The 26050-nt window shown below is 69.1% G+C and carries 19 protein-coding genes; 11 read left to right on the top strand and 8 right to left on the bottom strand.

Features of this window, described 5'->3' with window-relative positions:
* The first annotated feature begins 78 nt into the window (after window positions 1-78).
* The 5 genes from ctaD to cphA all read left to right on the top strand — a co-directional run bounded on the left by ctaD (window position 79) and on the right by cphA (window position 6734).
* Window positions 79-1680: a cytochrome c oxidase subunit I gene (ctaD, locus tag ASC93_RS19890; protein WP_056446376.1), complete on the top strand. Its 1602-nt coding sequence runs from the start codon at window positions 79-81 to the stop codon at window positions 1678-1680.
* 16 nt (window positions 1681-1696) lie between these two features.
* The gene (locus ASC93_RS19885) at window positions 1697-2149 is read left to right on the top strand and encodes a DUF2244 domain-containing protein (protein WP_056446373.1); all 453 of its coding nucleotides are present in this window, start codon (window positions 1697-1699) and stop codon (window positions 2147-2149) included.
* Between the two features lie 165 nt (window positions 2150-2314).
* Window positions 2315-3229, top strand: a complete 915-nt coding sequence (locus ASC93_RS19880) for an isoaspartyl peptidase/L-asparaginase (RefSeq protein ID WP_056446370.1) — start codon at window positions 2315-2317, stop codon at window positions 3227-3229.
* Window positions 3226-4146: a cyanophycinase gene (locus tag ASC93_RS19875; RefSeq protein WP_056446367.1), complete on the top strand. Its 921-nt coding sequence runs from the start codon at window positions 3226-3228 to the stop codon at window positions 4144-4146. Before ASC93_RS19880 ends, ASC93_RS19875 begins: the two co-directional genes overlap by 4 nt.
* A complete protein-coding gene (cphA, locus tag ASC93_RS19870) occupies window positions 4143-6734 on the top strand; it encodes a cyanophycin synthetase (RefSeq protein ID WP_056446364.1) in 2592 nt (863 codons plus the stop codon). Before ASC93_RS19875 ends, cphA begins: the two co-directional genes overlap by 4 nt.
* Window positions 6735-6772: 38 nt before the next feature.
* On the opposite strand, the gene ASC93_RS19865 is transcribed toward cphA, so the two are convergent.
* From ASC93_RS19865 to ASC93_RS19850, 4 genes are all read right to left on the bottom strand, one after another.
* On the bottom strand, window positions 6773-9193 hold the full coding sequence (locus ASC93_RS19865) for a Mur ligase family protein (RefSeq protein ID WP_056446363.1): 2421 nt from the start codon (window positions 9191-9193) through the stop codon (window positions 6773-6775).
* Between the two features lie 28 nt (window positions 9194-9221).
* Window positions 9222-10679 (bottom strand): iron-containing redox enzyme family protein, encoded by a 1458-nt coding sequence (locus ASC93_RS19860; RefSeq protein WP_056446360.1) that lies wholly within the window; start codon window positions 10677-10679, stop codon window positions 9222-9224.
* A gap of 190 nt (window positions 10680-10869) precedes the next feature.
* The gene (locus ASC93_RS19855; protein WP_056446357.1) at window positions 10870-12276 is read right to left on the bottom strand and encodes an amino acid permease; all 1407 of its coding nucleotides are present in this window, start codon (window positions 12274-12276) and stop codon (window positions 10870-10872) included.
* 250 nt (window positions 12277-12526) lie between these two features.
* Window positions 12527-13405 carry a metallophosphoesterase gene (locus ASC93_RS19850; RefSeq protein WP_229412806.1) on the bottom strand — a complete coding sequence of 293 codons (879 nt, stop codon included), beginning with the start codon at window positions 13403-13405 and terminating at the stop codon, window positions 12527-12529.
* Between the two features lie 88 nt (window positions 13406-13493).
* Between ASC93_RS19850 and ASC93_RS19845 the strand changes: the two genes are divergently transcribed.
* The 4 genes from ASC93_RS19845 to ASC93_RS30970 all read left to right on the top strand — a co-directional run bounded on the left by ASC93_RS19845 (window position 13494) and on the right by ASC93_RS30970 (window position 18811).
* Complete coding sequence (locus tag ASC93_RS19845) at window positions 13494-14120, top strand: LysE family translocator (RefSeq protein ID WP_056446354.1); 627 nt, start codon at window positions 13494-13496, stop codon at window positions 14118-14120.
* A gap of 88 nt (window positions 14121-14208) precedes the next feature.
* Window positions 14209-16071: an AI-2E family transporter gene (locus ASC93_RS19840; RefSeq protein ID WP_056446351.1), complete on the top strand. Its 1863-nt coding sequence runs from the start codon at window positions 14209-14211 to the stop codon at window positions 16069-16071.
* A 109-nt stretch (window positions 16072-16180) separates the two neighbouring features.
* Complete coding sequence (locus ASC93_RS19835; protein WP_056446348.1) at window positions 16181-18388, top strand: serine/threonine-protein kinase; 2208 nt, start codon at window positions 16181-16183, stop codon at window positions 18386-18388.
* A 45-nt stretch (window positions 18389-18433) separates the two neighbouring features.
* Window positions 18434-18811, top strand: coding sequence for a hypothetical protein (locus ASC93_RS30970; protein WP_157202028.1), 378 nt, complete (start codon window positions 18434-18436; stop codon window positions 18809-18811).
* On the opposite strand, the gene ASC93_RS19830 is transcribed toward ASC93_RS30970, so the two are convergent.
* Entirely contained in the window at window positions 18812-20338 is a 1527-nt protein-coding gene (locus ASC93_RS19830) for a sigma 54-interacting transcriptional regulator (protein ID WP_056446346.1), read from the bottom strand.
* Between the two features lie 180 nt (window positions 20339-20518).
* On the opposite strand from ASC93_RS19830, the gene ASC93_RS19825 reads away from it, so the two are divergent.
* Window positions 20519-21520, top strand: coding sequence for an AAA family ATPase (locus ASC93_RS19825; protein WP_056446343.1), 1002 nt, complete (start codon window positions 20519-20521; stop codon window positions 21518-21520).
* A gap of 58 nt (window positions 21521-21578) precedes the next feature.
* Here ASC93_RS19825 and ASC93_RS19820 read toward each other — a convergent pair whose 3' ends face one another.
* Window positions 21579-21950, bottom strand: a complete 372-nt coding sequence (locus ASC93_RS19820; protein WP_056446340.1) for a DUF427 domain-containing protein — start codon at window positions 21948-21950, stop codon at window positions 21579-21581.
* Between the two features lie 214 nt (window positions 21951-22164).
* Window positions 22165-22536: a DUF2784 domain-containing protein gene (locus ASC93_RS19815; protein WP_056446337.1), complete on the bottom strand. Its 372-nt coding sequence runs from the start codon at window positions 22534-22536 to the stop codon at window positions 22165-22167.
* A gap of 177 nt (window positions 22537-22713) precedes the next feature.
* Here ASC93_RS19815 and ASC93_RS19810 point away from each other — a divergent pair, with 177 nt between their 5' ends.
* The gene (locus ASC93_RS19810) at window positions 22714-23520 is read left to right on the top strand and encodes a lipid-binding SYLF domain-containing protein (RefSeq protein WP_056446333.1); all 807 of its coding nucleotides are present in this window, start codon (window positions 22714-22716) and stop codon (window positions 23518-23520) included.
* A gap of 21 nt (window positions 23521-23541) precedes the next feature.
* On the opposite strand, the gene ASC93_RS19805 is transcribed toward ASC93_RS19810, so the two are convergent.
* Entirely contained in the window at window positions 23542-26049 is a 2508-nt protein-coding gene (locus tag ASC93_RS19805) for an EAL domain-containing protein (protein WP_056446330.1), read from the bottom strand.
* Window position 26050: the final 1 nt, after the last annotated feature.

Here is a 26050-nt window from a genome sequence, read left to right as displayed (position 1 = left end):
GGAACCAACGCCGGGCCGGGTTGTCTCATGCAGACCACTGCGCTGCGCGCGCCGGCGCCAACCCGACACGGAGGACCCATGCCCACCACGGCCGGCAGTTCCGATTTCGCCCCCGGCGGCACCCATGCCGGCGCGCACGTCCACCCCCACGGCTGGCGCCGCTGGCTGCTCGCCACGAATCACAAGGACATCGGCACCCTGTACCTCTGGTTCGCGCTCGTCATGTTCATGGCCGGCGGGGTGCTGGCGCTGCTGATCCGCCTCGAGCTGTTCCAGCCCGGCATCCAGTTCTTCGAGCCCGAACTGTACAACCAGTTCGTCACCCTGCACGGCCTCGTGATGATCTTCGGCGCCATCATGCCCGCCTTCGTCGGCTTCGCCAACTGGATGGTGCCGCTGCAGGTGGGCGCGGCCGACATGGCGTTCGCCCGCATGAACAATTTCTCGTTCTGGCTGCTGGCGCCCGCCGCCCTGCTGCTGCTCGGCGCCTTCTTCGTGCCCGGCGGCGCGCCCGCGTCCGGATGGACGATGTACCCGCCGCTGTCGGTCCAGATGGGCCCCGGCATGGACATGACCATCTTCGCCGTCCACCTGATGGGCGTGTCGTCCATCATGGGCGCCATCAACATCGTGACGACGATCCTGAACCTGCGCGCGCCCGGCATGTCGCTGATGAAGATGCCGATGTTCTGCTGGACCTGGCTGATCACGGCCTACCTCCTGATCGCCGTGATGCCCGTGCTGGCGACGGCCGTCACGATGATCCTCACCGACCGCCATTTCGGCACCACCTTCTTCAACGCGGCCGGCGGCGGCGACCCCGTCATGTTCCAGCACGTCTTCTGGTTCTTCGGCCACCCCGAGGTCTACATCATGATCCTGCCCGGCTTCGGCATCATCTCCCAGGTGATTCCCGCGTTCGCGCGCAAGCCCCTGTTCGGCTATGCGTCGATGGTGTACGCCACGGCCGCCATCGCCATCATCTCGTTCATCGTGTGGGCGCACCACATGTTCACGACCGGCATGCCCGTCACCGGCCAGCTGTTCTTCATGTACGCGACGATGCTCGTGGCCGTACCGACCGGCGTCAAGGTGTTCAACTGGGTCGCGACGATGTGGAAGGGCTCGCTCAGTTTCGAAACGCCGATGCTGTTCGCCGTCGGCTTCATCTGGGTCTTCACGATCGGCGGCTTCACGGGGCTCATCCTCTCCGTGGCGCCCGTCGACATCCAGATGCAGGATACTTACTACGTGGTCGCGCACTTCCATTATGTGCTGGTGGCGGGGTCGCTGTTCGCCCTGTTCGCCGGCTATTACTATTGGGCGCCGAAATGGACGGGACACATGATCGACGAACGGCGGGGACGATTCCATTTCTGGAACTCGCTCGTCTGGGTCAACGTGACCTTCTTCCCGATGCATTTCCTCGGGCTGGCCGGCATGCCGCGCCGCTATGCCGACTATCCCGTCCAGTTCACCGACTTCCACGCCCTGACGTCGGCCGGCGCCTTCCTGTTCGGGCTCTCCCAGGTGTACTGGCTGTTCCGGGTCGTGATCCCGAACGTCCGCGGCGGGCCGCCCGCGCCGCCCAAGCCCTGGGAGGGAGCGGAAGGCCTCGAATGGACCGTGCCGAGCCCGGCGCCGTTTCACACCTTCGAGACGCCGCCGCTCGTCAAGTGATCCCGCGGGGCCCGCCATGACGCGCGAATGGACATTGCGGCGCAACTGCTCGCTGTCCCCGCGCCAGGTCGCACGCGCCTATGCCGTCCTGTGCGTCGGCTCGCTCGCCGTCGCCGTCGGCTTCCTGGTCCACGGCATCTGGTGCGTACTCGCATTTTCCCTGCTCGAACTGGCGCTCGTCGGTCTCGCCATGCTGGTCCATGCGCGCCATGCGACCGACCACGAGCGCATCGCGCTGTCCGAATCCGGCCTGCTCGTCACATGCGTGCAGGCCGACAGGCGCGAGCTCGTCCGGCTCGATCCGCTGTGGACCCGCGTCGTCGTGCCGGACGAACGCCCGCGCGCGCTCATCCGGCTGGAATCGCGCGGCGTCAAGGTCGAGATCGGCCGCTTCGTCGACGACAGCCGGCGCCGCCAGGTGGCCGGCGAGCTGCGCCAGGCGCTGCGCAGCGTGTCCGCGATGCGCTAGCGGAGCGCCAGCCTGCCCGACTGAGCCGTGTAAGCCGCGTCCGACAACCACACGGCCACGCTACCGATGTTTCTAATAGTTTATGTTTTGCATAATTCGGTATCTGCCGTGCCGCATCGCATCAGCGCGCGCACGGGGCAAGTGTTGCAAGGAGAAAATAACAACATGAGTGTGACGCAAGGATATGCAATCGTCGTGCACGGCGGCGCCGGCAGTCCCCGCGCGTACGCCGACGGCTGCGCGCGCGCGGCGCAACTGGCCGTGGAAGAACTGACGATCAGCGCGGACGCCCTCGACGCCGCCATCGCCGCGGTCGCGTCGATGGAAGACGACGGCCGCTTCAACGCGGGCAGCGGATCGGTCCTGTGCCTGGACGGCGCGACCGTCGAAATGGATGCCTCCATCATGGACACCCGCGGCCGCCTCGGCGCCGTCGCCTGCGTGCAGGGCGTCAAGAACCCGGTCTTGCTGGCGCGGGCCGTCGCCGAGACGCCGCACTGGCTGCTGGCGGGCGACGGCGCGAACCGCTTCGCCGCCGCCATCGGCCATCCGGCCCACACGACGATTTCGGAGCGCCAGCGCGCCGCCCACGCCAAGGTCGTCCGCGAACTGGCCGGCCGCGTGCCCGCGATGCCGGGCCTGTCGCCGGAAGCGAAAGCGTTCCTGCGCTTCTGGAATTACCAGACGCCGCTCGACCTGCCCGCGCACGCGGCCTGCGACACGGTCGGCGCCGTCGTGCGCGGCCCGGACGGCCATTTCGCCGTGGCGCTGTCCACCGGCGGTTCGGCACCGTCGCTGCTGGGCCGCGTGGGCGACACCCCGATCATCGGCAGCGGCTTCTATGCCGGCCCGGCGGGCGCGGTCGCCGCCACCGGCATCGGCGAACAGATCGTGCGCCACCTGCTGGCGCGCACCGTCTACGGCTGGATCGAAGACGGCATGCCGCTCGACCAGGCGCTCAGGCGCGGCGTGGACCTGTTCGATCCCAAGGTGCCGGTCGGCCTGATCGCCGCCAGCCGCACCGACGCGGGCAGCCACAGCAACCAGGACATGCCCAGCGCGAGGATCGTCGCGCCATGACCGCCCAGGAGCAGAGCGCCATCGCCGAGGCCGAACAGGCCGACCGGGTGGCCGGAAGCCACGGCCACCTCGTCATCATCGGCGGCGGCGAGGACAAGCAGGACGACATGGCGATCCTCACGCGCTTCGTCGAACTGTGCGGCGGTCCGTCCGCCAAGATCGTCGTCATCACGGCGGCCAGCGCCGCGTGCGAACACATGTGGGAGACGTACGACCGCGCGTTCAGCGACCTCTGCGTCACCCGCCACGTGCACCTGCACCTGCAAAGCCGCCACGACGCCAACGACGAGGCGCTCATCCGCGACGTCGCCGACGCGGACGGCATCTTCATGACGGGCGGCGACCAGAAACGCCTGCTCGCCATCGTCGGCGGCACCGCGCTCGACGCCGCCATGCACGCCGCCCTCAAGCTGCGCGGCGCCTGCATCGGCGGCACGAGCGCCGGCGCGTCCGCGATGTCCGGCCACATGCTGGCCCAGGGCCGCGCCGAGCTGCATCCGGAAAAGGGCTCGGTGAGCCTGGGCGCGGGCCTCGGCTTCCTGCACAGGGTCGTCATCGACCAGCATTTCTCCGAGCGCCAGCGCCTGTCGCGGCTATTGTCCGTCGTGGCGCAGAACCCGTATTTGCAGGGCATCGGCATCGACGAGGACACCGCGCTCGTCGTCGAACGCGGTGTCGGCATCGAGGTGCTGGGCGAAGGCGCCGTCACCATCGTGGACGGCCGCTCGATGTCGACGAACGTGGCGGAGATCGCCGACCACGCGACGCCGGAACTGATCGACGTGCGCCTGCACCTGCTCCCGGCCGGCAGCCGGTATGCCCTGCCGGGCGCCGGCGGCACGGCGGACGCCCGCCGCATTCCCCCGCCGCTGCTCGAGTTTTTGGAAAACATCACGAAACGGAATCCGATCTCATGAAAATCGCAGAACATCGCTTCCTGCGCGGTCCGAGCCTGTATGCCGCGACGCCCTGCCTGCTGGCCATCGTCGACACCGCCGCGCAGCAGAACGCCGCCGGCCTCGGCAGCCGCCTGCTGGCCCTGTTGCCTGCGATTTCCTTCGAGGCGGCCGCGCGCCTGTCCGATTGCCAGGCCGCGCACGAGGCCCTCGAACCCGTCGTGATGGAATTGCAGCGCCTGGCGGGCGCGCCCGGCCCGTTCAGCCTGATGCTGACCGACCCCGCCCGGCCGCAGCGGGCACGCGTCGTCTGCGGCTACACGATCGAGCAGGTGGCCGGACAGGCGCTGCGCACGGCCGCGGCATTGATCAGGGCCTGCGCGCGCCAGGACGCCTTCGACCTCGACGCGGCCCTGGACGAGCTGCGCGACACCGCGCACCGCCACGCCATCGGCACGAGCACGGCCGCCGTGCTGGCCGCCGCGCACCGGCGCGGCATCCCGAGCCTGCGCCTGACCGAGGAAGCGAACCTGTTCCAGCTGGGCTGGGGCAGCCGCCAGAAACGCCTGCAGGCGACGATCACCGGCGCCACCAACCACGTGGCCGTCGGCATCGCCGGCGACAAGCAGCTCACCAAGACCCTGCTCGACCAGGCCGGCGTGCCCGTGCCGGCCGGCGCCACCGTCACCACGCCGGATGCGGCGCTGTGCGTGGCGCGCCGGCTCGGCGGCGCCGTCACCGTGAAGCCGCTGGATGCGAACCAGGGCAAGGGCGTCACGGTCGCCTGCGCGACGCCGGACGACATCGCGCGCGCATTCGACTTCGCCCGCCAGTACGGGCCCCAGGTGATCGTCGAAGAACATCTGCAGGGCCGCGACTACCGCGTGCTCGTCGCCGGCCGCAAGGTCGCCGCCGCGTCGTGGCGCCGTCCGCCGCACGTGACGGGCGACGGCGTGTCGACGGTGCGCGAGCTCGTCGAAGCCGAAAACCGCAACCCGGCGCGCGGCGACGGCCACGCCAACATCCTGACCAAAATCCCGCTGGACGACCTCGCGCTGCAGGTACTGGCACGGCAGGGCCACGACCTCGATACCGTCCCGGCGGCCGGTACGCAGGTCGACCTGCGCGGCAACGCGAACCTGTCGACCGGCGGCACGGCGGAGGACGTGACCGACCTGCTGCCGGAAGAGACCCGCGACATCTGCATCCGCGCCGCGCGCACGATCGGCCTGGACGTCGCCGGCATCGACATCGTCTGCCAGGACATCGCCCGGCCGCTGCGCGACCAGAACGGCGGCATCATCGAAGTCAACGCGGCGCCGGGCATCCGCATGCACCAGTATCCGAGCCGCGGCACGCCGCGCGACGCGGGCGCCGCCATCGTCGACGCGCTGTTCGGCGAGGACGACGGCCGCATTCCCGTCGTGGCCGTGACGGGCACGAACGGCAAGACGACGACGAGCCTCCTGATCGCCCACGCGACGCGCCTCGCCGGCCTGTCCACCGGCGTCACGACGACGGAAGGCGTGTACGTCGACGGCGAGCGCATCGCGAAAGGCGACTGCACGGGCTACCGCCCGGCGCGCACCGTGCTCGCCGCGCCGGACGTCGACTTCGCCGTGCTGGAGACGGCGCACGGCGGCATCCTCGAGCACGGGCTCGCGTTCGACCAGTGCGACGTCGCGGTCGTGCTGAACGTCTCGGCCGACCACCTGGGCCTGGACGGCATCGACACGGTCGAGGAACTGGCGCGCGTCAAATACGTCATCGCCGAGCGGGCGCGCCGCGCCGTCGTGCTGAACGCCGAGGACGACCATTGCGTCGCGATGGCATCGAGCCTGCGCCACGCCGTGGAGATCCTGTACTTCGCGCTCGACGCCGACAACCCCGTGCTGCTGCGCCACCTGGAAAACGGCGGCCGCGCCGTCTACCTGGAAGACAATATGATCGTGCTGGCGAACGGCACGCGCCACGACGCGCTGCTGGACGTGCGCACGATGCCGTGCACGATGCGGGGCGCGGCGCGCTACAACATCGCCAACGGGCTGGCCGCCGCCGCCGCGCTGGCCGCGACGGGCTTCGGCAACCCCGAGATCGCGGCCGGCCTGCGCACGTTCGTCTCCGACTGGAAGCACAACCCGCTGCGCTCGAACGTGTTCGACGTCGACGGCGTCACGGTCATCTTCGACAACGCGCACAACACGGCCGCATACGCGGCGCTGGCCGAGACGGCGCGCGCACTGACGCCGGGCCGTCTCGTGGGCGTCGTCGCGTCCCCCGGCGACCGCCGCGACGAAGACCTGATCGCGCTCGGCGAGACCTGCGCGGCCGGCTTCGACGAACTGGTCGTGTACGAGACGGAGAATCGCGGCCGTGCGGCCGGCGAGGTGGCGGCGCTCCTCGTGCAGGGGGCGCACGTCGGCAAATTCGAGGCCGATCACCTGCAGGTGCAGCTGAACGCGCATGAGGCAATCCGCGCGGGCCTCGCGCGCTGCGTCCCTGGCGACGTGCTCGTATTCGGGTGCGGGTCGTCGATCACGGAGCTCACCGAAGCGATCCGGCCCACGTCGCCGGCGACGGCGAGCCGGATCGAAGCCGGGGCCGTCTGAACACGTGATGTGAACGGGTGGACGGCGCGCCGTCCGCCCTACCCGACCTGCGCCGCGATCCTTGCCGCGCTCTCCGGGTCCGCCTGGCGGATCGCCTCCACGAACACGTCGAGCGACGACCCGCACGCGAACACGAGCACGTCCCCGCGCCGGCACAGCGACAGGCCGAGGCGGATCGCTTCTCCCACGTCCAGTTCGCGGTGCAGGGTGTCGGTCTTGCCGACGACGTCCTCGGCGCCCTGCAGGATCAGGTCGACGGCGGCGCCGTAGTCGCGGCCGCGGCTGGCCGATTCGTACACGACCAGTTCGTCGAAGCGGGCGGCGCACACGCGGCCCACCTCGAACAGGTCGGCGTCGCGGCGGTCGCCCGGCGCCGTCACGATGCCCACCAGCTGGCCGGGCAGCAGCGCGCGCGCCAACTCGGCCAGGGCCGTGTAGGCCGCCGGGTTGTGGGCATAGTCGACGATGACCGTCACGCCGCGCACGTCGAACACGTTCGTGCGCAGCGGGTTCGTCTTGCCGTCGCTGACGAACGTCGACAGGCCCGTGGCGATCTGCAGACTGTTGAACCCCGCCGCCATGAGCCCGGCCGCCGCCGCGAGGCCGTTCGCGATGTTGTAGCGCGCGCGGCCGCCGAACGCGATGGGCATCGTCTCCACCCGCAGCAACTCCTGATGGTAGGTGGCGTCGGCCACGACGATCGAATTGTCCTGCAGGTAGACCGCACAGCCGCCCTCCTCCAGGTGGCGCAGCAGCACCGGACTGTCGGCCTCCATCGAGAAATACACGACCTCCACGTCGGGGTGCACGCGGCGCGCCATCGCCACGCACAGCGGGTCCTCGGCGTTCAGCACGACGGCGCGGCGCGCGGCCAGCGCCACGACGGCCTTCACCTGCGCGAGGTCTTCGACGGTGTCGACGCCGTCCAGCCCCAGGTGGTCCGGCGCCACGTTCAGCACCATGCCGACGTCGCAGCGGTCGAACGCCAGGCCGCGCTTGAGGATGCCGCCGCGCGCCGTCTCCAGCACCGCGAACTCGACGTCCGGCGACGAGAGCACGGTCCGCGCCGACCAGTAGCCCGTGCAATCGCCCTTCGTGACTTCCTTGCCGCCGATGGTGACGCCGTGCGTCGTCGCCACGCCGGTCACGCGGCCCGCCAGGCGCGCCGTGTGCGCCATCAGCAGCGTGGTCGTCGTCTTGCCGTTCGTGCCCGTGCAGGCGATGATCGGAATCCGGCCGTCCGAATCGCCCATCAGCCCCGTGACGATGGCGTCGGCCGCGTCGCGCGCCGCGCCGCCGGGCTCCCGGTGCAGGTCCAGGCCGGGCGCCGCGTGCAGGCCGACCACGGCGCCGCCCTGGTCGGCCAGCGGCACGGCGATGTCGCGGCAGACGATGTCGATGCCCGCCACGTCCAGCCCGATCTTCGCGGCCGCGCGCACGCACAGGCGGCGCGTGGATTCCGGCAGCAGCGCCGTCACGTCGTCGGCCGTGCCGCCGGCGTGCGCGGGCCGCAGCGACGCCGCCGCGACCTTGCCGCCCGCGACCAGGATGCGGTACGCCGCGCCGTCGATGCAGCGTTCGACGATGACGTGGCGGCCGAATGTGCGCGCATGAACGTAGGCCCGCTCGATCTCGTCGTCCGTGCCGCATGCAACCGTGACGCCTTCGCCCTCGGTGGCGTCGAGCGGCTTGACCGTCACCGGCGCGCCCAGCTCGCGCGCCACGCGCAGCGCGTCTTCGACCGTGGCGACGGCTTCGCCCTCCGGCACGGGCACGCCCGCCTCGGCCAGCAGGCGCCTGGCCAGCTGCCTGTCGCCGGCGATGCGCACGGCGATGGTCCCGGTGTCGCCCGTGACCGTGGCCTGGATGCGTTTCTGCTTCACGCCCCAGCCCAGCTGGAACAGGTTGGCGTCCTCCGTGATGCGCGTGACCGGAATGCCCCGGTCCTGCGCGGCGGCCAGCACGGCGGCCGTGCTCGTGCCGACGGCATAGTGTTCCGTCAGCGCGCGCAGCTCGTCCAGGCGCGGCGCCAGGTCGAACGGTTCGTCGTGCGCGAGCGCGTCGACGATGTCCACGGCCAGCGCGAACGCCGGCTGCGCGACCTTTTCCAGCTGGTAGGCGCAGACGATGCGGAACTGGCCCGGCTCGCCGGTCACGGGCCGCGTGCGCCCGAATGCGACCGGCGCGCCGGCCAGGCATTGCAGGCCCAGTGTCACGTGTTCGATCACGCGGGCGAGATACGTCCCTTCGCGCAGGCGCTGCGCGAAGCCGCCCGGCTGACCCGTCGGCACGAGGTAGTCGGCCAGCGACGGCAGCAGGTCGAGCAGCGCGTCGTTGAAGCGCGGGAGGTCGCGCGTGGAGATGCCGTACAGGTCGTCCAGGTCCAGCACGGACAACAGGCACGGGGTGGCGGCGTGGATGTTGGGTCCGCGCAGGAAGCGTTGTTCGAGTATTTGCACAGGATATCCTCGTGTCGCCCGGTCGTGCTCAGGCGTCCAGCAATTGCGAATACATCCGCGTGGCCATCAGGCCCACCGCGGTATGATGCACCGATGGCGACATCAGGCGCGCCAGCATGGCCATCGCCTCCGGCTTGCCCGCCGCATCGGCCACGCGCCGTTCCAGCTGGTGCAGTTCGGTGTCGCCGCTGGTGTCCGCGGCGCGGCGCCGGATCAGGCCCCGCTCCGGATAACCGCCGCGCTGCGCGTGCTGCGTGAGGCTGTCGAGCGTGCGCTGGCGGGCGCGGTGGCTCAGCACGCGGGTGGTGCGGGCCGTGGCCGACGCGGCCCGTGGCGTGGCGATCCAGTCGTGCAGCACCTGCTGCTCGTAGCTGGAAAATACGCCGAACATCTCGGCGCGCTCGCCCTGGATCAGGCGCCAGAAACGGCTGTGCTCGACATCTTCGCCGCGCTGGATCCAGCCGGCGTCTTCCAGCGCCGTCAGGAACGCGGGGATCTGTTTCGGGTCCGCCAGCCAGTCGTTGACGGAGCGGCCGCCCACCCGGCAGTAATCCGAGTGCATGTTCTTGCCGATGGCCGCTTTCGCGGAGAAGATCTCGACCAGTTCCGCTTCCAGGTCGAACCCGCCGATGACGGACGTCGTGCAGGCGCCCAGGTCGTTCAGGCGGTAGCCGTCCAGCACGCGCCCGAAGAACGCGGCCGGGTCGGACGACTGCGCCATCAGGTTGCGCAGCGCCTGCACGGCCTTGTGCGCGTGGCCGCTGCCGGCGTTGTCCACCGTGACGTGCAGGGTGAAGTAATACGGATCGATCCCGAGTTCGTTCAACTCGTACGCCGTGATCAACAGATGCAGCGGCAGTTGCTCGTAGCCGAGATTGTAGCCCACGACCTCCGGCAGGAAATCGTCCGCATGATGGGCCAGCGCCAGCTGGATCGCGCCCTGCACGAAGTGGTCCTCGGGCAGCGCGTCCCAGTGTTCGCAGCCGTGCGCCGCGAGCAGGCGGCGGTACAACGTGACGTGGTTCTTGTCCGGGACGCCGTCGCCCAGCTCTTCGAGGTAGGTCTTGATCAGCGGGTGGAAGTCGGGATCGTCCCAGCGCCGCAGCAGGCCGTACAGCCAGGCGCCGTCGACGAGCTTGGTCGGCGCGACGCCCTTGATGAAGTACAGCGCATGCGCCTTATTGGTGAAGTAGCGGCGCGGCGCGCCGTTCTTGCGTGCGGCCAGATATTCGCGGTAGGCGATGCCGACGGACTCGGCGCGGCCCTGGATCCAGCCTTGAAGCTGCCAGACCGCGTCCGGCAATTCGCACGGCTCGGCCCGCGCCAGCCCGATCTGCGCCTGCAGGAACGCATGCGCCGCGGCGCGGCATCCGGCCGGATCGTCCAGCAGGGAAAAATACAGGGCCCTGGCGGCCGGCACCTGGGCGGGACGGGCATCGCGCGCGGCGGCGCGTTGCTGGCTGTCGACGGCGTACGTGGAGGTCATAATAAATCTTGTGGTCAATGTTCAACCACGATTATGCGGACCCGGCGTTATTGGCGTAATCGGTACGCTTCCCTCCGGAATGTCGGACAGAGATTACAAGAATTGTATCGTTCGGATGGGGCTGGAAACGACGGGCGGCGCCGCAGCGCCGCCCGGGCGACGAAGGCGGCTCGCGCCGCCCCGATGCTTTTTACGACTGGGTCGCGCCGTTCAGCACGGAACGGGCACGGGCATAGCCGAAATAGACGATCAGGCCCAGCACGAGCCAGATGCCGAAGGCCACCCAGGTGATCGCGGACAGGAACGACATCAGCGCCAGGCAGAATACGACGGCGATGCCCGGCACGATCGGCACGCCCGGGCAGCGGAATGCGCGCTTGAGGTCCGGGCGCTTCTTGCGCAGCACGATCACGGCGACCGAGACGAGGCAGAACGCGGCCAGGGTGCCGATGTTGACCAGTTCGGCCAGCACGTTCAGCGGCACGAAGGCGGCGATGAAGCCGAACAGGATGCCCACGACCCAGGTGGCGAAGAACGGCGTGCCGAATTTCGGGTGCACGGTCGACAGCCTGGCCGGCAGCAGGCCGTCGCGCGACATCGCGAAGATGATGCGGGTCTGGCCGTACGCCATCACGAGGATCACGGTGGTCATGCCCAGGATCGCTCCCAGGTCGACCCAGCCGGAGAACCAGTTTTCGCCCGCATACTGCAGCGCCAGCGAGACGGGGTGGTCGATATGGCCCTCGAACAGCCGGAACGGAACGATGCCGGTCATGATCGCGGACACGATCACGTACAGGATGGTACAGATGGTCAGCGAACCGATGATGCCGATCGGCAGGTCGCGTTCCGGGCGCTTGACTTCCTCGGCGGCCGACGTGACGGCATCGAAACCGATGAATGCGAAGAACACGACGGCGGCGGCGCCCATGATGCCCTTGCCGCCGAACGGCGCGAACGGGTGCCAGTTGGCCGGCGTGACATGCTTGACGCCCACGAAGATGAACAGCAGCACGACGGTGATCTTGATGACGACCATGACGTTGTTGACGCGGGCCGATTCCCGCACACCCCACGACAGCATCGCGGTCAGCACGAGCATGATGCACAGCGCGGGCAGGTTCATGATGGTGTGCACGCCCGGCAGCGCGCCCGGCGCGGCGCTGAGCGCCTGCGGGATGGCGATGCCGAATCCGGAGAGCAGCGACTGGAAATAGCCGGACCAGCCGACGGACACCGCCGACGTCGCCAGCCCGTATTCGAGCAGCAAGTCCCAGCCGATCATCCAGGCGACGAGTTCGCCCAGCACGGCATAGCTGTAGGTATAGATCGAACCGGCGACCGGTACGGTGGACGCGAATTCCGCGTAGCACATGGCCGCGAAGCCGCAGGCGATGGCGGCGACGATGAACGACACGGTCAGCGCCGGTCCGGCCGTCAAGGCGCCGGTCCCGGTCAGCACGAAGATACCGGTGCCGACGATCGCCCCGATGCCCATGAGGATGAGGTCGGTTGGCCCCAGCACTTTCTTCAGCCCGCCCGGGGTACGGGAAGCTGCGACCATGTTGTCGAGATTCTTGGTTCTGAAAAGACTCACTGCTTTCTCCAATCGATAGTAGATAGATCCCGGTCCCTGATTATTGTGCGCGCGGCGGGCAGGCGGTTGGCCTGCACATACATACGCCGAAGGGGGTCTCCTCCTCGGGCTCGGACCGTCAAGCAGCCTGACATGCAAAAACAGTGCCGGTCAGGAACTTAGCGGCGTGCCATTATCTCCATTCTGTTATCGAGAATCAAAGGAAATACTCAATATTTACGGCCCCGCCGAACGGGCACGCGCGAAAAAGCTAGCGCAGCGTACAGACCAGGAGTTCCGGATCGGCGTTCAGCCGCAGTGGAATGCCGGAACAGCCGACGCCGCGGCTGACGATCAGCGGTCCGTTGTCCGGCAGGTCGTAGCGGCCATAGGTGTATTCGCGCGAGCACGGGCCGCTGGGGCGGAACAGCGGCGCACCGTCCGGGAGCGCGATCTGGCCGCCGTGGGTATGGCCGGCGAAACCGACGTCGAAGCGCTGGCGCTCCAGGCGGAACAAGCCGTCCGGCGAATGCATCAGGTAGATCCGGACGGCGCCCGCGCCGTCGAACGTGGCGCCGGCGGAGGGGTCGCCCGTCCACGGATCGTCGATGCCGCATATGCTGACGTGGCCGAACGGCGCCGGCAACGCCGCGTTGCGGTTGACGAGCACCTCCACGCCGGCCGCGCGCAGGGCATCCTCGACGACGCCGCGGCCGTTCCAGATATCGTGGTTCCCCACCACGCCATACACGCCCAGCGGCGCCCGCACGCCCTCCAGGAAGGCGCGCAGGCTGTCGACGTTATGGGCGTCGAACGACACGTAGTCGCCGCCCAGCAGCAGCACGTCCGGACGCTCGGCGCGGATCGCCGCCAGCAGGTCGTCGAACAGCGCCGGATGCGTCGTCGGGCCGGCGTGGAAATCGGAGGCGAAGCCGATGCGCAGCGGCTGCGCCAGCCGTCGTTCCGCCCCCAGCTCGACGTCCTGGTACGTCACGCCTACGCGTCCCTGGCCGCCGAGCCGGTAGCTCAGTCCGGCCAGCCAGCCATTCATCAGGACGGCGTTCAGGATGCGTTCGGTCGCGTTGCGGATGGGACGCTGGTGCTTGTGCCTGGGCATGCGGAAGAAGCTTGTAAAAATCGCACTGTACACGAACGCCCTCCTCTTTGTCGCCATCTCTCCGCGCACTGGTGCAATTGAGCTAGCCACGGTAACATTGCTCATTAAACAGGAACCGCCCATGCTGACACCCGACCAATTCTTCGCCTTCCTCGCCACCGCCATCCTGCTCACGCTGACGCCGGGGCCGGACAACATGATGGTCTTGAGCGTGGGCGTGTCGAAGGGCCGGGCGCGGGGCATCGCGTTCGGGCTCGGGTGCGCGCTCGGCTGCCTCAGCCACACGCTGCTGGCCGTGATCGGCGTGTCCGCCCTCATCGCCGCGTCGCCGCTGGCGTTCACGACGCTCAAGGTGTGCGGCGGCCTGTACCTCGCCTGGATGGGCTGGCACGCGCTCCGCAGCCGCGGCGGCGCCCGCATCGATGCGGACCAGGCATCCGCCGACCCGGCGCGCAAGCTGTTTTTCAAGGGCCTCTTCGCGAATGCGATCAATCCCAAGGTCGCCCTGTTCTTCCTGTCGTTCCTGCCGCAGTTCATCGTCGCCCAGCGCGGCGACGCCAACCTGCAGACGGCGCTGCTGGGCCTCACGTTCACCCTGCAGGCCGTCGTATTGTTCGGCCTGCTCGGCTTCTTCTCCGGCGCCATCGGCCAATGGCTGGCGCGCCGGCCCAGGGCCGGGCAGTGGCTCGACCGCGCCGCCGGCACCATCTTCATCGCACTGGGCCTGCGCCTGATCGTCGCGCGCTGACGGTTTACCCGACCCGAAAAATATTTCCATTACGAAACTTGGTTGCGGCCACGTTTTTTTGCTACATTGGGGCCTTTGCCCGCCGCGAATGCGCGATTCCACTCTGTTCAAGCACCTGACCTCCAGCGCGATCGTCACCGCCTGCTGCGTGCTCGGCCTGCTCTATTTCGGGCGCGACGTCCTCGAACCGCTGGCGCTGGCGGTGATCCTGAGCCTCGTCATCGCGCCGCTGATCCGCACCCTGCGCCGCATCGGCCTGGGCCAGGTGCCGGCAACGATGCTGTCCGTGCTGATGATCGGCACGTGCGTCGTCGGCCTGGGCATCGTGCTCGCCTTCCAGCTCGTGGCCGTCACGGGCGACCTGCCGAAATACCGTGCCGCGATCCGCACCAAGGTCGCGGCCGTGCGCGAGCTGACGGAGCGGCCGTTCGCCCGCATCGAGGCCGAGATCAGCGCCGTGCAACCGCAGGAACGGGGCACCGTCAGCGGCCGGCGCGGCATCAACACGGTGACGGTCAGCCCGACGCAGCCGCTGCCCGTCGAAATCCGCCAGCCGCGCCTGACCACGCGCGACTCGCTCGCCCGGCTGTTCGCGATGGCCTGGGGCCCGCTGGGCGAGGCGGGCCTCGTGCTCGTGCTGCTCGTCTTCATCTCGCTCGAACACGACTCGCTGCGCGACCGCCTGATCCGGCTCGCCGGCCAGACCGAAATCAACCGCACGATCCGCACGCTGGGCGACGCGGCGCAGGGCGTGTCGCGCTTCTTCCTGTCGCAGTTCACCGTGAACCTGACCTTCGGCACGCTGATCGGCGTGCTGCTGTGGCTGGCCGGCGTGCCGCACGCGGGCCTGTGGGGCGCACTGTCCGGCATGCTGCGCTTCGTGCCCTACCTGGGCGTGATGGCGGCGGGCGCCGTCATCGCCGTCTTCGTCGCGGCCATCGACCCCGGCTGGCAACTGGCGCTGTCGTGCATCGCCCTGTTCGTCGCGCTCGAACTGTTCGTGGCCAACGTCGTCGAGCCGAAAGTCTACGGCCACAGCTCGGGCCTGTCGCCGCTCGCCGTGATCATCTCGGCCGTGTTCTGGGGCGCGATGTGGGGTCCCGTCGGCCTGCTGCTGTCGACGCCGCTGACCCTGTGCTTCGTCGTGGCCGGACGCCACGTGCGCGGCCTGGAGCCGGTGACGATCCTGCTGGGCGACGCGCCGAACGTCTCCGGCGCCCAGCGCCTGTACCAGCGCCTGCTGACGGCCGACAGCGACACCATCGTGCGCGACGCCCACGCCTACCTGCGCCGCGCCAGCTTCGCGCGCTATTGCGACAAGGTGCTGCTGCCCGGCCTCGCGCTGGCCGGTGCCGACATGCGCGCCGGCCGCATCGACGCCGGCCAGATGGAAACCATGCGCGCCGCGATGGGGCGCGTGGCCGCGACCCTGAACCCGGAAGGCCGCACGCCCGCGCGCACGCGGCGCCGGCGCGACGTCTCGCTGCTCGACGCCAACCTGGGCGCCTACCTGCGCCAGATGCGCGAGACCCGGCAAGGCCGGTGGCAGGGCTCGCTCGACGTTCCGGCCCACTCGGTGGTGCTGTGCGCCGCCCTCGCGGTGGAACGCGACGAACTGATGAGCGAGCTGCTCGTTTCCGCCCTGCGCGAAGCGGACATCGACGCCCGCAGCACCCTGCTGGGCTCGGCGGACCGCCCGGGACCGGAAAAGGCGGAGCTGATCTCCACCGTGATCCTTCCCTACCCGGTCGAAGAACGGCTGGGCGACTGGCTGAACGCGGCGGCGGAACTGCGCACCCACCTGCCGGATGCACTGCTGGCCACCGTCAAGCTGCCGTTCGACCAGTCGCCGGTGCCGCAACCGACCGTCGAGGAGCACGTCGATATCGTGTTGCGCTCGTTCGAGGAGGCGCTGGCGTTCGTGGCGCCGGAGCGGGCGGCGCGAAGTTAATTCCAGCCGTCGACCAAAACACAACAAATATTATCGGACGGGTCACGATATCCCTTCCGCGGAGTTGCTTTATCGCTATAATGTTGCCGTACATCACATATTTCCGGTCATGGCGGCAAGCATTCTTCCTCAAACAGACGGAACATCCGAACCGAAGCGCCGGCCCGGGCAGCCGGGGCATTATGAATTCCGCGCCCGTCTCGGCGAGGGAGGATTCGGCGAGGTCTACGAAGCCTGGGACACCCGGCTGCACCGCAGCGTCGCGATCAAGACGATCCGCCACGGCGGCTCCGTCGGCACCGACCTCGTGCATGAGGCGCGTCTCGCCGCATCGCTGCGGCATCCGGCGTTCGTCAACGTCCACGCCGTCGAAGACGACGCGACCGGCCAGTTCATCGTCATGGAACTGGTGCACGGCCGCACGCTGAAACAGATCCTGCAGGACGGCACGGCGCCGGTGTCGACCGCACTGGACTACGTCGGCCAGGTCGCGGAAGCGATGCGCGCCGCGCACGCATCCGGGCTCGTGCACGGCGACATCAAGCCGTCCAACCTCATGGTCGAGGACGACGGCCGCGTACGCATCCTCGATTTCGGCCTCGCGCTGCGCCACGACGCGCTGGCGACGGAAACCGTGTCGCTGGGCGCGACCGCATCCACGGGCCAGACCGACCCCCAGGGCACGATCGCCTACATGGCCCCCGAACGCCTGCAGGGCGCGACGCCCGATCCGCGCGCGGACGTGTATGCGCTCGGCGTCATTCTGTACGAACTCGTGTGCGGCAAGCGGCCTTTCGCGACCTTGCACGGGCTGGCGCTCGCGGCCGCGCTCGTCCAGACGTCGTCCGACGGGTGGGATTATCCGGACAGTCTCGACACGCCGTTGATTGCGCTGATACGCGCGATGACGGCGCGGCAGGCGGAGCAGCGGATCGCGAGCATGGACGAGGTCGTTCAGCGACTGGCGGAGCTGACGGGCGGCAAAGCGTCCCCGAACACACACTCGCCGACACCTGCAATGCATCGACGCCTGCGTCCACGTGTGGCGAAGTTCGCCGCCGGTGCGTTGGTCACCGTCGCAATCGGCGGGATCGCGTGGTGGCGGGGCGAGCCGCATCTGGCTGCGCTCCAGATGACGATGCATGAGGCGATCACACCCTATTCCGAAGCCGTCGAGATGGACCAGGGCCTGGCCTCGCTCAGGTTCTTCGACCGGCCCGGCGCACTTGACACCGCGCAGCGCCATTTTGAACGTATCCTCGCGCGGACGCCGCAAAATGCAGCGGCAGTGGCCGGGATTTCGCTGGTGGAGAGCCTGCGCTTTGCAGGCGACAGTCAGGACGAAACCTGGATTCAGAAAGCGGATGCGAGCGCGCAGCAAGCCGCCAAACTGGACGATCAGCTCGCACTGGCTCACGTGGCGACTGCCGCGGTGCGCGCGGGACAAGGACGGTTCGACGACGCCATTGCGGCCTGCGACAGCGCGCTCCGGCTCGACCCGGCGAATCACTTCGCCTGGTATGTCAAGGCGGAAACACTACGGCACGCGCGTCGCTTTCAAGACGCTCGTGCCACATTGGCCGGGGCGATCCACCGCTTCCCTCGGGAGCGTGTTTTTATTGATGAGCTCGGAAGCGTCGAGTATGACCAAGGCAATGACGCGGCGGCCGAACAGCTATTCCGGCGCAGTATCGTGCTGGAGCCTGATGCGGTGGTCGCCTATGCCAACCTCGCCGCCACGTTGTTGCGCGAGAATCGGCTGGACGAGGCTGCGCGCGTGCTGCAACAAGGGCTCCAGCTACGCTCTTACGCAACCCTCTACACCAACCTTGGCAATGTACTGTTCCTGCGCGGAGACTACGTCGGCGCAGCCGATGCCTTTGAAAACGCAGTGTCACCCGAACACGGCGACCCGAGCTTGTACCTCAACTGGGCCAACCTCGGCGACACGTTACTCTGGATCCCAGGCCGCGCACCGGAAGCACGACAGGCCTACGACAAGGCGCGCCGGCTGCTTGCTCCTCGTCTCGAACGCGCCCCGAACGATGTCCTTCTCGTGTCGCGCATGGGTTTGTATTCGGCTCGTGCCGGTGACACGAACCGCGCTCTCGAGCTCGCAGCCCGAGCCGTCACGCTTTCGCCCAACAGTCCCGACATCCAATTTCGCGCGGGTCTTTCCTATGAACTTTTGGGCAAACGCTCTCTCGCGCTGGCGGCGATTACAAAAGCACTCCGGCTGGGGTACCCGAGCAAATACATAGAAGCAGAGCCTGACCTGGTTGCTCTGCGTCGCGACCCGGGCTACCGCTCTGATTAACGCCAGCTCATCCCATTTATCCGCTGTCCAACCGAAAGGAAGATCATGCCTCAAACTCATCAACTCACCGTGACCTACGTTCAGGGCCAGACCCTCGCGACCTGGAGCTTGAACGGCGTATCGTGCCAAGACGGCGATTCGTTCCCAGCGCAACCAGGAGACAAAGTCGCTTTCCAATTTGAAGGCCCAGGTGATATTGCAGAGTGCGTACTGATCAGTGGACAAATGGAAAGCGGCTGCCGCGGCTCTTCCCCATTTGCAGAAGGAAACCGCATCAATCTGAAGGCAAACTCCACGTTAAACATCAAACCCGGAGACGGTGCCTGGGGCTTCACCGTTTCCTTCTCTGCTCATAATGACGACGGCACGACAGCGTTTTACTACCTGCCAGATCCCGAGGTGATCGTCGGGTCGCACTGCTGATCAAACACTCTCGCGCAACCTTCTCACCTCCCGCCGCAACGACTCCGTCGGCGTCTTGAGCACCACCGCGCAGCGCGCCACGTCGCCGTCGCACGCTGCCAGTGTCCGCTCGATCTCATCGGCCGGAATCCGTTCGGCCCAGCGGATCTCCGCGTGGGCGTCGAGCAGCTTGTACATCGTCGGCCGCGAGATGCCGAGGGCGCGCGACGCGGCCTGGATGTTCCAGTCGTTGCCGGCCATCGCCTCGAGCACGTCGGCGTCGGTCAGCTCGGATGGCTTGCGGCGCGGCGGTTCGGCCGCAACCGCGGCGGGCGCCGGCGCCGGCGCCGGCGCGGCCTCCACGGCTGGCATCAGGCGCGCCGCGCTGCCGGACGGCGCCGGCGTCAGGCGCACCAGTTGTTCGAGCTGCGGCGCGCCGCCATGCTGCACCAGCAGTGCCGCGCGCCGCAGCGTGTGTCCCAACTGGCGGATGTTGCCCGGCCAGTCGTAGCACGCGATCTCCACCACCAGTTCCACCGGCAGCGCCGGCTGGGCGCCATGCGCCTGCAACAGGTGCACGATCAGCACGCCAATGTCTTCGCGCCGCTCGCGCAGCGGCGGCAGCTGGATCGCGAATCCCTCCAGGCGGCGCAGCAGGGCCTGGTTGAACACGGCCGTGTCCAGGTCCTGGTCGGTCGCCGCGATCAGACGCGCGCTCGTCTTGCGGTCGTGGCTCGCGCCCAGCGGGCGATAATCGCCGCCTTCCAGCACGCGCAGCAGCATCGGCTGGACGCTGGGCGGTGCGTTGCCTATCTCGTCGAGGAACAGCGTGGCGCCGTCGGCCTCGGCGAACAGGCCGCGGCGCTCCTGCGCGCCCGTGTACGCGCCGCGCGCCGCGCCGAACAGTTCGGCGGCCGCCAGCGATTCGTTCAATGCCGCCATGTTCACGGCCACCAGCCGCGTCTGGGCGCGCTGGCCGAGCGCGTGGATGGCGCGCGCCGCGATTTCCTTGCCGGTGCCCGTCTCGCCCAGCAGCAGCACGGGGATGTCGGTCGGCGCCACCATCCGGATCTGGTCGCGCAGCCCGATGGCCGCCGCTCCCACGCCGACGAGGCCGGGCACGGGATTGTGCTTGGGCAGGCAATGCATCCAGTGCAGGCACAGCACGACGGCGCGGCCCAGCATCAAGACCTGGCCGCGCGCGACCTCGGACGCGTCGAACCGCACCTGGCCCGTCGTGGCCCGTCCGTTCAGTTCGACCGGCATGCGGGTGGCGGGCAGGTGCAGCGTGACGCCCTCGCCGTCGCGCACGATCCGCACCGGGTCGCGCGAGATCGTGCCGTGGCCGAGCGGCAGGCCGGCCTGGCCCGGCCGATAGAACAGCGGCCCGTAGCGGTTCACGTCCAGCGCGGCCGGATCGCCGACGAACTGCTCGCCGATGCGCGCCGCGTCCGGGTGCCAGAGGATCGTCAGCGCGAGCAGCGGCCGCGCCGGGATGCCTTGGGCGGACAACTGCAATGTCTGGGTGTATTCGGTGGAATCGCTCATGCGCGGCACGTCAGGATGCACTTTTACATGTAAAAACACATGGCAATTTTACACTCAGAAACACCGGAAGGGCCGTAAACCGGGTCGCACACCCCTCATAAGCCTGGTTATCAGCATGGCACGGCGCTTGCAATAGTGGTAGTGCCGCCATCGGGGCGGCGCCATTTTCCTGAACGTGCCATGACACTCAACTTCGCTTCCTCGCCCATCCTGCCCCTTGACGCCCGCGTCATGCTCGACGTGCACAACCTGAAAGCCCTGCGCCAGCGCCGCGGCGGACGCGAGGCGTTGTCCGAACAGTTCCAGGAACGGCGCCAATGCCTCACCCGCGCCGCCCTCAACCGGGCGGAATCCGGCAAGCCAGTCCCCTACCGCACCGTGCGCCACCTGGCCGCGTTCTACGGCATCGGCGTCGAGTCGTTGATCGACGCCGAACCACAGCACCACACGCCGCCGTCGCGTCCGGCACCGGACCCGTCCGACGTCGAACGCCTGCAGTGCCGCGCCGTCATCGACGCCGTCCACGTGGCGGGCCGCGGCCGGATCATCGACATCCAGGGCGCGGAAGGCGCCGGCAAGTCGCGACTGCTCGCGTTCGGCGCCAGCGATGCCCGCGCGCGCGGCTATGCCTGCGTCGTGCTCGACGGCGGCACGGCCGGCCAGCCCGTCGCCCACACCGCCGCGCGCCTGATGCTCGCCCTGCTCGGCCTCGCGCCCGACGCCGCGGCCGACGACGCGCAGCTGGCCGACCTCGTGCGCGCACGCTGCGCCGCCCTGGCCCTGCCTGCGGCGCACGTCGACGCCTGCGTCAGCCTGATCGACACGGTGCCGGACTGGCCGCTGCCGGCGACCCAGCTGCTGCAGACGGCCGCCCTGTGCGCCCTGCTCCAGCACAGGGTGCAGCACAACGGCGGCAAGCAGCCACTGCTCATCTGCATCGACGATCTCCAGTGTGCCGACTGGCAACTGGCCATGATCCTGAACGTGGCCGTGCCGGCGACACTGGACTATCCCGTGCTGTGGATGTTCGCCACCCGCCTGGAACCCGGTCCGGCCCGGCGTCCCCTCGGCGTGCGCATGGACGCGCTGGCCCGCACCACCCTGCACCTGACGCCGCAGGCCCCGCGCCCGGGCCGCGCCGACGCCGGCGGCGTGCACCGGCTCAACCGCGCCGCGGTCTAGGTCCCCCGCCCGTCCAGCTTCTGGACGCCGTGCCGCTCATCGTGCCACGGTAACAGGCTCAGCTGGTCTCGATCGCGTCGACGCGGTCGGGATAGAACGCCAGGTGTCCGCGGATCGCGGCGACGGCGGGATACGGCGACTCGTAGCTCCACGCCGCGTTTTCGCCCTGCGGCCCGGCCGCCGCGACCGAGAAATAGGCGCAATCTCCCTTGTACGGACAATGGGTGTACTGATCGGTGCGCCGCAAGCGGTCCATCGCGACATCCTCGCGCGGGATGTACAGCACGGGTGGATAGTTCGCCTCGCGCAACGCAAGCGCGCGGTCGCTGCTGGCGATCACGGCACCGCCCGCGCGGACGGTCACACGGCCGCTCGCGGGACCGATCGTGATCGGGTGGTCGGGGCCAGGCATCTTCATGTTGATCGGCATGCGCGTCTCCCATCGTGGAACGATACGGCCTCATGCTATCAGGTCCCGCGCGTGCCCGCCGGCCTGGCGCGCACGGCCGGCACCCACCACGAGCGCGCCACCCATGGACGAACGATTATGCTTTCCATGCGCTTTCTCCCGGGCCGGCAACGCGGCCGTCGTGTGATTGGATCGGACGGCACGCCGGCGGTTCCGTGCGTCCGCCAGACCTGCGTCAATGCCCGCCGGCGCGCGCGCCGCGCAAGATGCGCACATAGAACACCGCGTTCAGCGCCAGCACGGCCGCCGCCAGCAGCCACTGCATGCCACGCGTGAGGCCCGCCGGGTAGATCAGCCCGACCAGATAATGGTCGACGAAGCCGCCGGCATAGCCCGCCGCCCCCGCGAGCAGCCGCAGCCGGATTTCGAGCGCGGTGAGCGGACAGGCCGCGCCCGTGACCTCGATCGCGATACCCCACGCGACGGCGGCCAGGTGGAGCGGCCACAGCCGTCGCCGGCGCAGCACGAGGGCCGCACCGGCGACGACGAACAGGATGAAGCCGAGGTGCAGCACCAGCACCAGGGCGGCGAGAAACCGATAGACCATCGACGACGCTCCTTGCGGCCGGACCCCATGATACGGCGCGCGGACGGGGCCGGACGCCACCGGCGCACGACTGATACATGTCAAACGCGCATGCGGGTCCCCCCATATGCTCCACCTGAATCGCCGGCCCGTCGCCGCACACCGCCGGCCGCGGCCGGCCGAACCGAGGAGATCGCCATGACGCACACGATGCCACGCGCAACACCCCCGACGCCGCTTACGGACCGGCGCCGGTCCGCCCTCCGGCATGCCCTGGTCGGCATCGCCGCCCTGCTCATGCTGGCCTGCGCCCTGCCGGCCGCCACCGCGGCATCCGGCCGGGCGGCCCGCGGTGCGGACAGCGACACCGCCACGCGCCGCCAGCAGACGGCCGTCAAGCACGTCAGCGATGCCGTGGGCGTCGTGCACACGATGGACAACGAGGCCGGCATGGCCGGGTTGCTGGACCGCGCACGCGGCGTCTTCATCGTCCCGACCTACGGCCGCGCCGCGCTCGGCGTCGGCGGCGCGGGCGGCGCCGGCGTGCTGATGGTCAGGCGCGCGGACGGCACCTGGGGCAACCCGGCGTTCTTCGACATCGGCGGCCTCAGCATCGGACTGCAGGCCGGCGCGGAGGGCGGGCCCATCGCCCTGCTCCTGCTGAACCAGAAAGCGGTGGACAGCTTCCGCAACCGCAACAATTTCTCGCTCAGCGCCGATGCCGGCCTCACCGTCGTCAACTTCGCCCGCATGGCCCAGGGCTCGACGGCGGGCGACGTCGTCGTGTGGTCCGGCAGCAAGGGCCTGTTCGGCAATGCGGTCACGGTCGGCATCAACGACGTGCGCTACAACCGGCGCCTGACCGAAGCGTATTACGGCAAGCCGACGACGGCGCTGCAGGCCATCGACAGCACCGAGATCAACGCCCAGGCCGACGCGCTGCGCAAGGTGCTCGGCAGTCCGTCGGCGCCGGCAGGGAGCGGCGGCAAGACCGGCGGACGCTAGCCGCGGCGACGGCGGGCCCCGTCACGCGCCGGCGTGCATCCCGCCGGGCGGCGCGCCGCGTGCCATCCAGTGCTCGAATTCCGCCGCCGTCGCCGGCCGGGCGTACAGGAAGCCCTGCACCATATCGCAGCCGTGGGCGCGCAGGAAAGCCAGTTCCGCCTCCGTCTCGACACCCTCGGACACCACTTCCAGGTTCAGGCTGCGGGCCATGGCCAGCGCGGCCGTGACGAGGCCGGCGCGCTCCGGGTCGCTGTCGACGTCCGTCACGAGCGACTTGTCGATCTTGAGCTCGTCCGGGCGCAGGCGGCTGATGTAGCCGAGCGAGGAATAGCCGGTGCCGAAATCGTCGATCGCGACCAGCACGCCCAGGCTCTTGAGGGCGGCGAGCATGGCCCGGGTGTGCGCGTCGTCGGTCAGCTGGCTGTGTTCGGTGATCTCGATGCACAGGCGGTCGCTGGCCAGGCCGGTCTCGCGCAGCGCGTTCTCGACCGTGCCCACGATGGCGCCCGACTTGAACTGCGCCGCCGTCACGTTCACGCCCATGCGCAGCGGACGGGCGTTGCCGGCATTCCAGCGGGCGGCCTGGCGGCAGGCCTCGAGCATCGCCCAGGCACCGATCGCTTCTCCCATCGACGATTCCTCCAGCACAGGCAGGAACACGCCCGGCAGCAGCAGGCCGAGTTCCGGATGGCGCCAGCGGATCAGCGCTTCCGCGGCGGCCGGCAGGTCGTCGTCGAGCGCGACGATGGGCTGGTAATGCATCTCCAGCTCGTTGCGCTCCAGGGCCACGCGGAGCCCGGCGCCGAGGCGCGTGCGCATCTCCATCTGCGCGGTCAGTTCGGGACGGTAGAACTGCACATTGTTGCGCCCCTCACCTTTTGCCTGGTACAGCGCGCTGTCGGCAAAGCGCAGCAGCGTGCGGAAATCCTGGGCGTCGTCCGGGAACAGGCTCACGCCCATGCTGACGGCGAGCCTGACCTCATGCGCGCCTACCGTCATCGGCTTTGCGCATTCCGTCCGCAATTTGTCCGTGAGGGCCAGCACGCCGCGGGTGTCCGTCACGCCGCACAGCACGACGACGAACTCGTCGCCGCCCATGCGGCCGACGATGTCGATCGTCCGCACGGTGCGCGTCAAGCGCGCTGAGATTTCCTTGAGAACCATGTCGCCCGCTTCATGCCCGAGGCTGTCGTTGACGTGCTTGAAGTAATCGAGGTCGAGGAACACGACGGCCAGCCGCGACTTCTGGCGGCGCGCGACGGCGATCTCGTGTTCGACTTCCTCGTTCAGCAAGGTCCGGTTGGCGACGCCGGTCAGCGCATCGTGATGCGCCAGGTGTTCGAGCGCATGCTCGGCGCGCTTGCGTTCCGTGACGTCGTTGATTTGTACGAGAAACTGCTCCGGGTCGGCATTGGCCGGCAGCAGCGAGGCGGATACGAGCGCCCAGATCACCTGGCCGTCGCGCCCATGGTAGCGCCGTTCGTACTGCACGGCCTCGCTGCGCCCCTGCACCAGGTCGCGCAGGAATTCCTTCTCGATGGCGTTGTCGGACGCGTCGCCGAACGCGGCCTGGTCGGCGCCCACGAGGCGTCCCGCGTCGACGCCGAGCAGGCGGCACAGTGCCCGATTGACGCGCACGAAACGGTTGCCGTCGTCGATGAGCGCCAGGCCGAGCGGGGCGTTGTCGAACGCGCCGCGAAAGCGGTGCTCGCTGCGCGCCAGGCGCTCCTGCGCGGCCACGCGTTCGCGCACGTCGTGCAGGACGATCGCGAGGCCGCCGAGGCGCCCGGCGTCGTCGCTGATGGTGCCGATCGTATAGTCGACGGGGATGGCCGCGCCGTCGTGGCCGTCGAGCAGCGCGGCACGGCAGGCGGGCGCGCACTGGCGCGTCGCGTGCAAGGTGTCCGGCACCAGCGCCAGGACGGCGCCGCCGACGGGATCGCGCAGGCGCACGACCTCGGCCGCCAACCGCCCCTCCAGCCCGTCCAGGCCGAGCAGCCGTTCGGCCGCGGGGTTCGCGAGGCCGACGCGCCCGACCGCGTCCGTGGCGATGACGGCGTCGCCGACGCCGCGCAGCACGGCCGCGAGCCAGCGTTCCGACTCGCGCAGCTTGCGCTCGACGTCCGCCTTGCGCAGCGCCACCTCGATGCCGGCGCGCAGTTCGCGGTTCTGGAACGGCTTGGTCAGGTAGCCATAGGGCCATGCGCCCGCGGCGCGCTCCACCGTCTGGTCGTCGCTGTAGGCGGTGAGGAACAGGACCGGGATATGCAGCTCGCGGGCGATCTGGGCCGCGGCCGCGACGCCGTCGATCTCGCCCTTGAGCACGATGTCCATCAGGATCAGGTCGGGACGGTCGGAACGTGCCCGCTCGATCGCGGCGCGTCCGTTGTCGACGCAGCCGCAGACCCGGTATCCCATGTCGTGCAGCTGCCCGTCGAGGTCCATCGCGACGACGGATTCGTCCTCGACGACGAGCAGGGTGGGCGGGACGCGGGGCGCGGCTGCCGCTGGTTCGGTCATGGTCGTCATG

Source organism: Massilia sp. Root335, assembly GCF_001425685.1.
Lineage (GTDB): Bacteria > Pseudomonadota > Gammaproteobacteria > Burkholderiales > Burkholderiaceae_D > Telluria > Telluria luteola.
Note: the sequence above shows the minus strand (reverse complement) of the source record. Positions and strands in the feature narration are given on the sequence as shown.

Coding starts and splice junctions, on each gene's coding strand:
- ASC93_RS19815 (WP_056446337.1), bottom strand. CDS start 22,536: ATGGTCTATCGGTTTCTCGCCGCCCTGGTGCTGGTGCTGCACCTCGGC.
- ASC93_RS19840 (WP_056446351.1), top strand. CDS start 14,209: ATGCGCGATTCCACTCTGTTCAAGCACCTGACCTCCAGCGCGATCGTC.
- ASC93_RS19885 (WP_056446373.1), top strand. CDS start 1,697: ATGACGCGCGAATGGACATTGCGGCGCAACTGCTCGCTGTCCCCGCGC.
- ASC93_RS19875 (WP_056446367.1), top strand. CDS start 3,226: ATGACCGCCCAGGAGCAGAGCGCCATCGCCGAGGCCGAACAGGCCGAC.
- ASC93_RS19825 (WP_056446343.1), top strand. CDS start 20,519: ATGACACTCAACTTCGCTTCCTCGCCCATCCTGCCCCTTGACGCCCGC.
- ASC93_RS19805 (WP_056446330.1), bottom strand. CDS start 26,049: ATGACGACCATGACCGAACCAGCGGCAGCCGCGCCCCGCGTCCCGCCC.
- ASC93_RS19820 (WP_056446340.1), bottom strand. CDS start 21,950: ATGCCGATCAACATGAAGATGCCTGGCCCCGACCACCCGATCACGATC.
- ASC93_RS19880 (WP_056446370.1), top strand. CDS start 2,315: ATGAGTGTGACGCAAGGATATGCAATCGTCGTGCACGGCGGCGCCGGC.
- ASC93_RS19835 (WP_056446348.1), top strand. CDS start 16,181: ATGGCGGCAAGCATTCTTCCTCAAACAGACGGAACATCCGAACCGAAG.
- ASC93_RS19830 (WP_056446346.1), bottom strand. CDS start 20,338: ATGAGCGATTCCACCGAATACACCCAGACATTGCAGTTGTCCGCCCAA.
- ctaD (WP_056446376.1), top strand. CDS start 79: ATGCCCACCACGGCCGGCAGTTCCGATTTCGCCCCCGGCGGCACCCAT.
- cphA (WP_056446364.1), top strand. CDS start 4,143: ATGAAAATCGCAGAACATCGCTTCCTGCGCGGTCCGAGCCTGTATGCC.
- ASC93_RS30970 (WP_157202028.1), top strand. CDS start 18,434: ATGCCTCAAACTCATCAACTCACCGTGACCTACGTTCAGGGCCAGACC.
- ASC93_RS19810 (WP_056446333.1), top strand. CDS start 22,714: ATGACGCACACGATGCCACGCGCAACACCCCCGACGCCGCTTACGGAC.
- ASC93_RS19845 (WP_056446354.1), top strand. CDS start 13,494: ATGCTGACACCCGACCAATTCTTCGCCTTCCTCGCCACCGCCATCCTG.
- ASC93_RS19860 (WP_056446360.1), bottom strand. CDS start 10,679: ATGACCTCCACGTACGCCGTCGACAGCCAGCAACGCGCCGCCGCGCGC.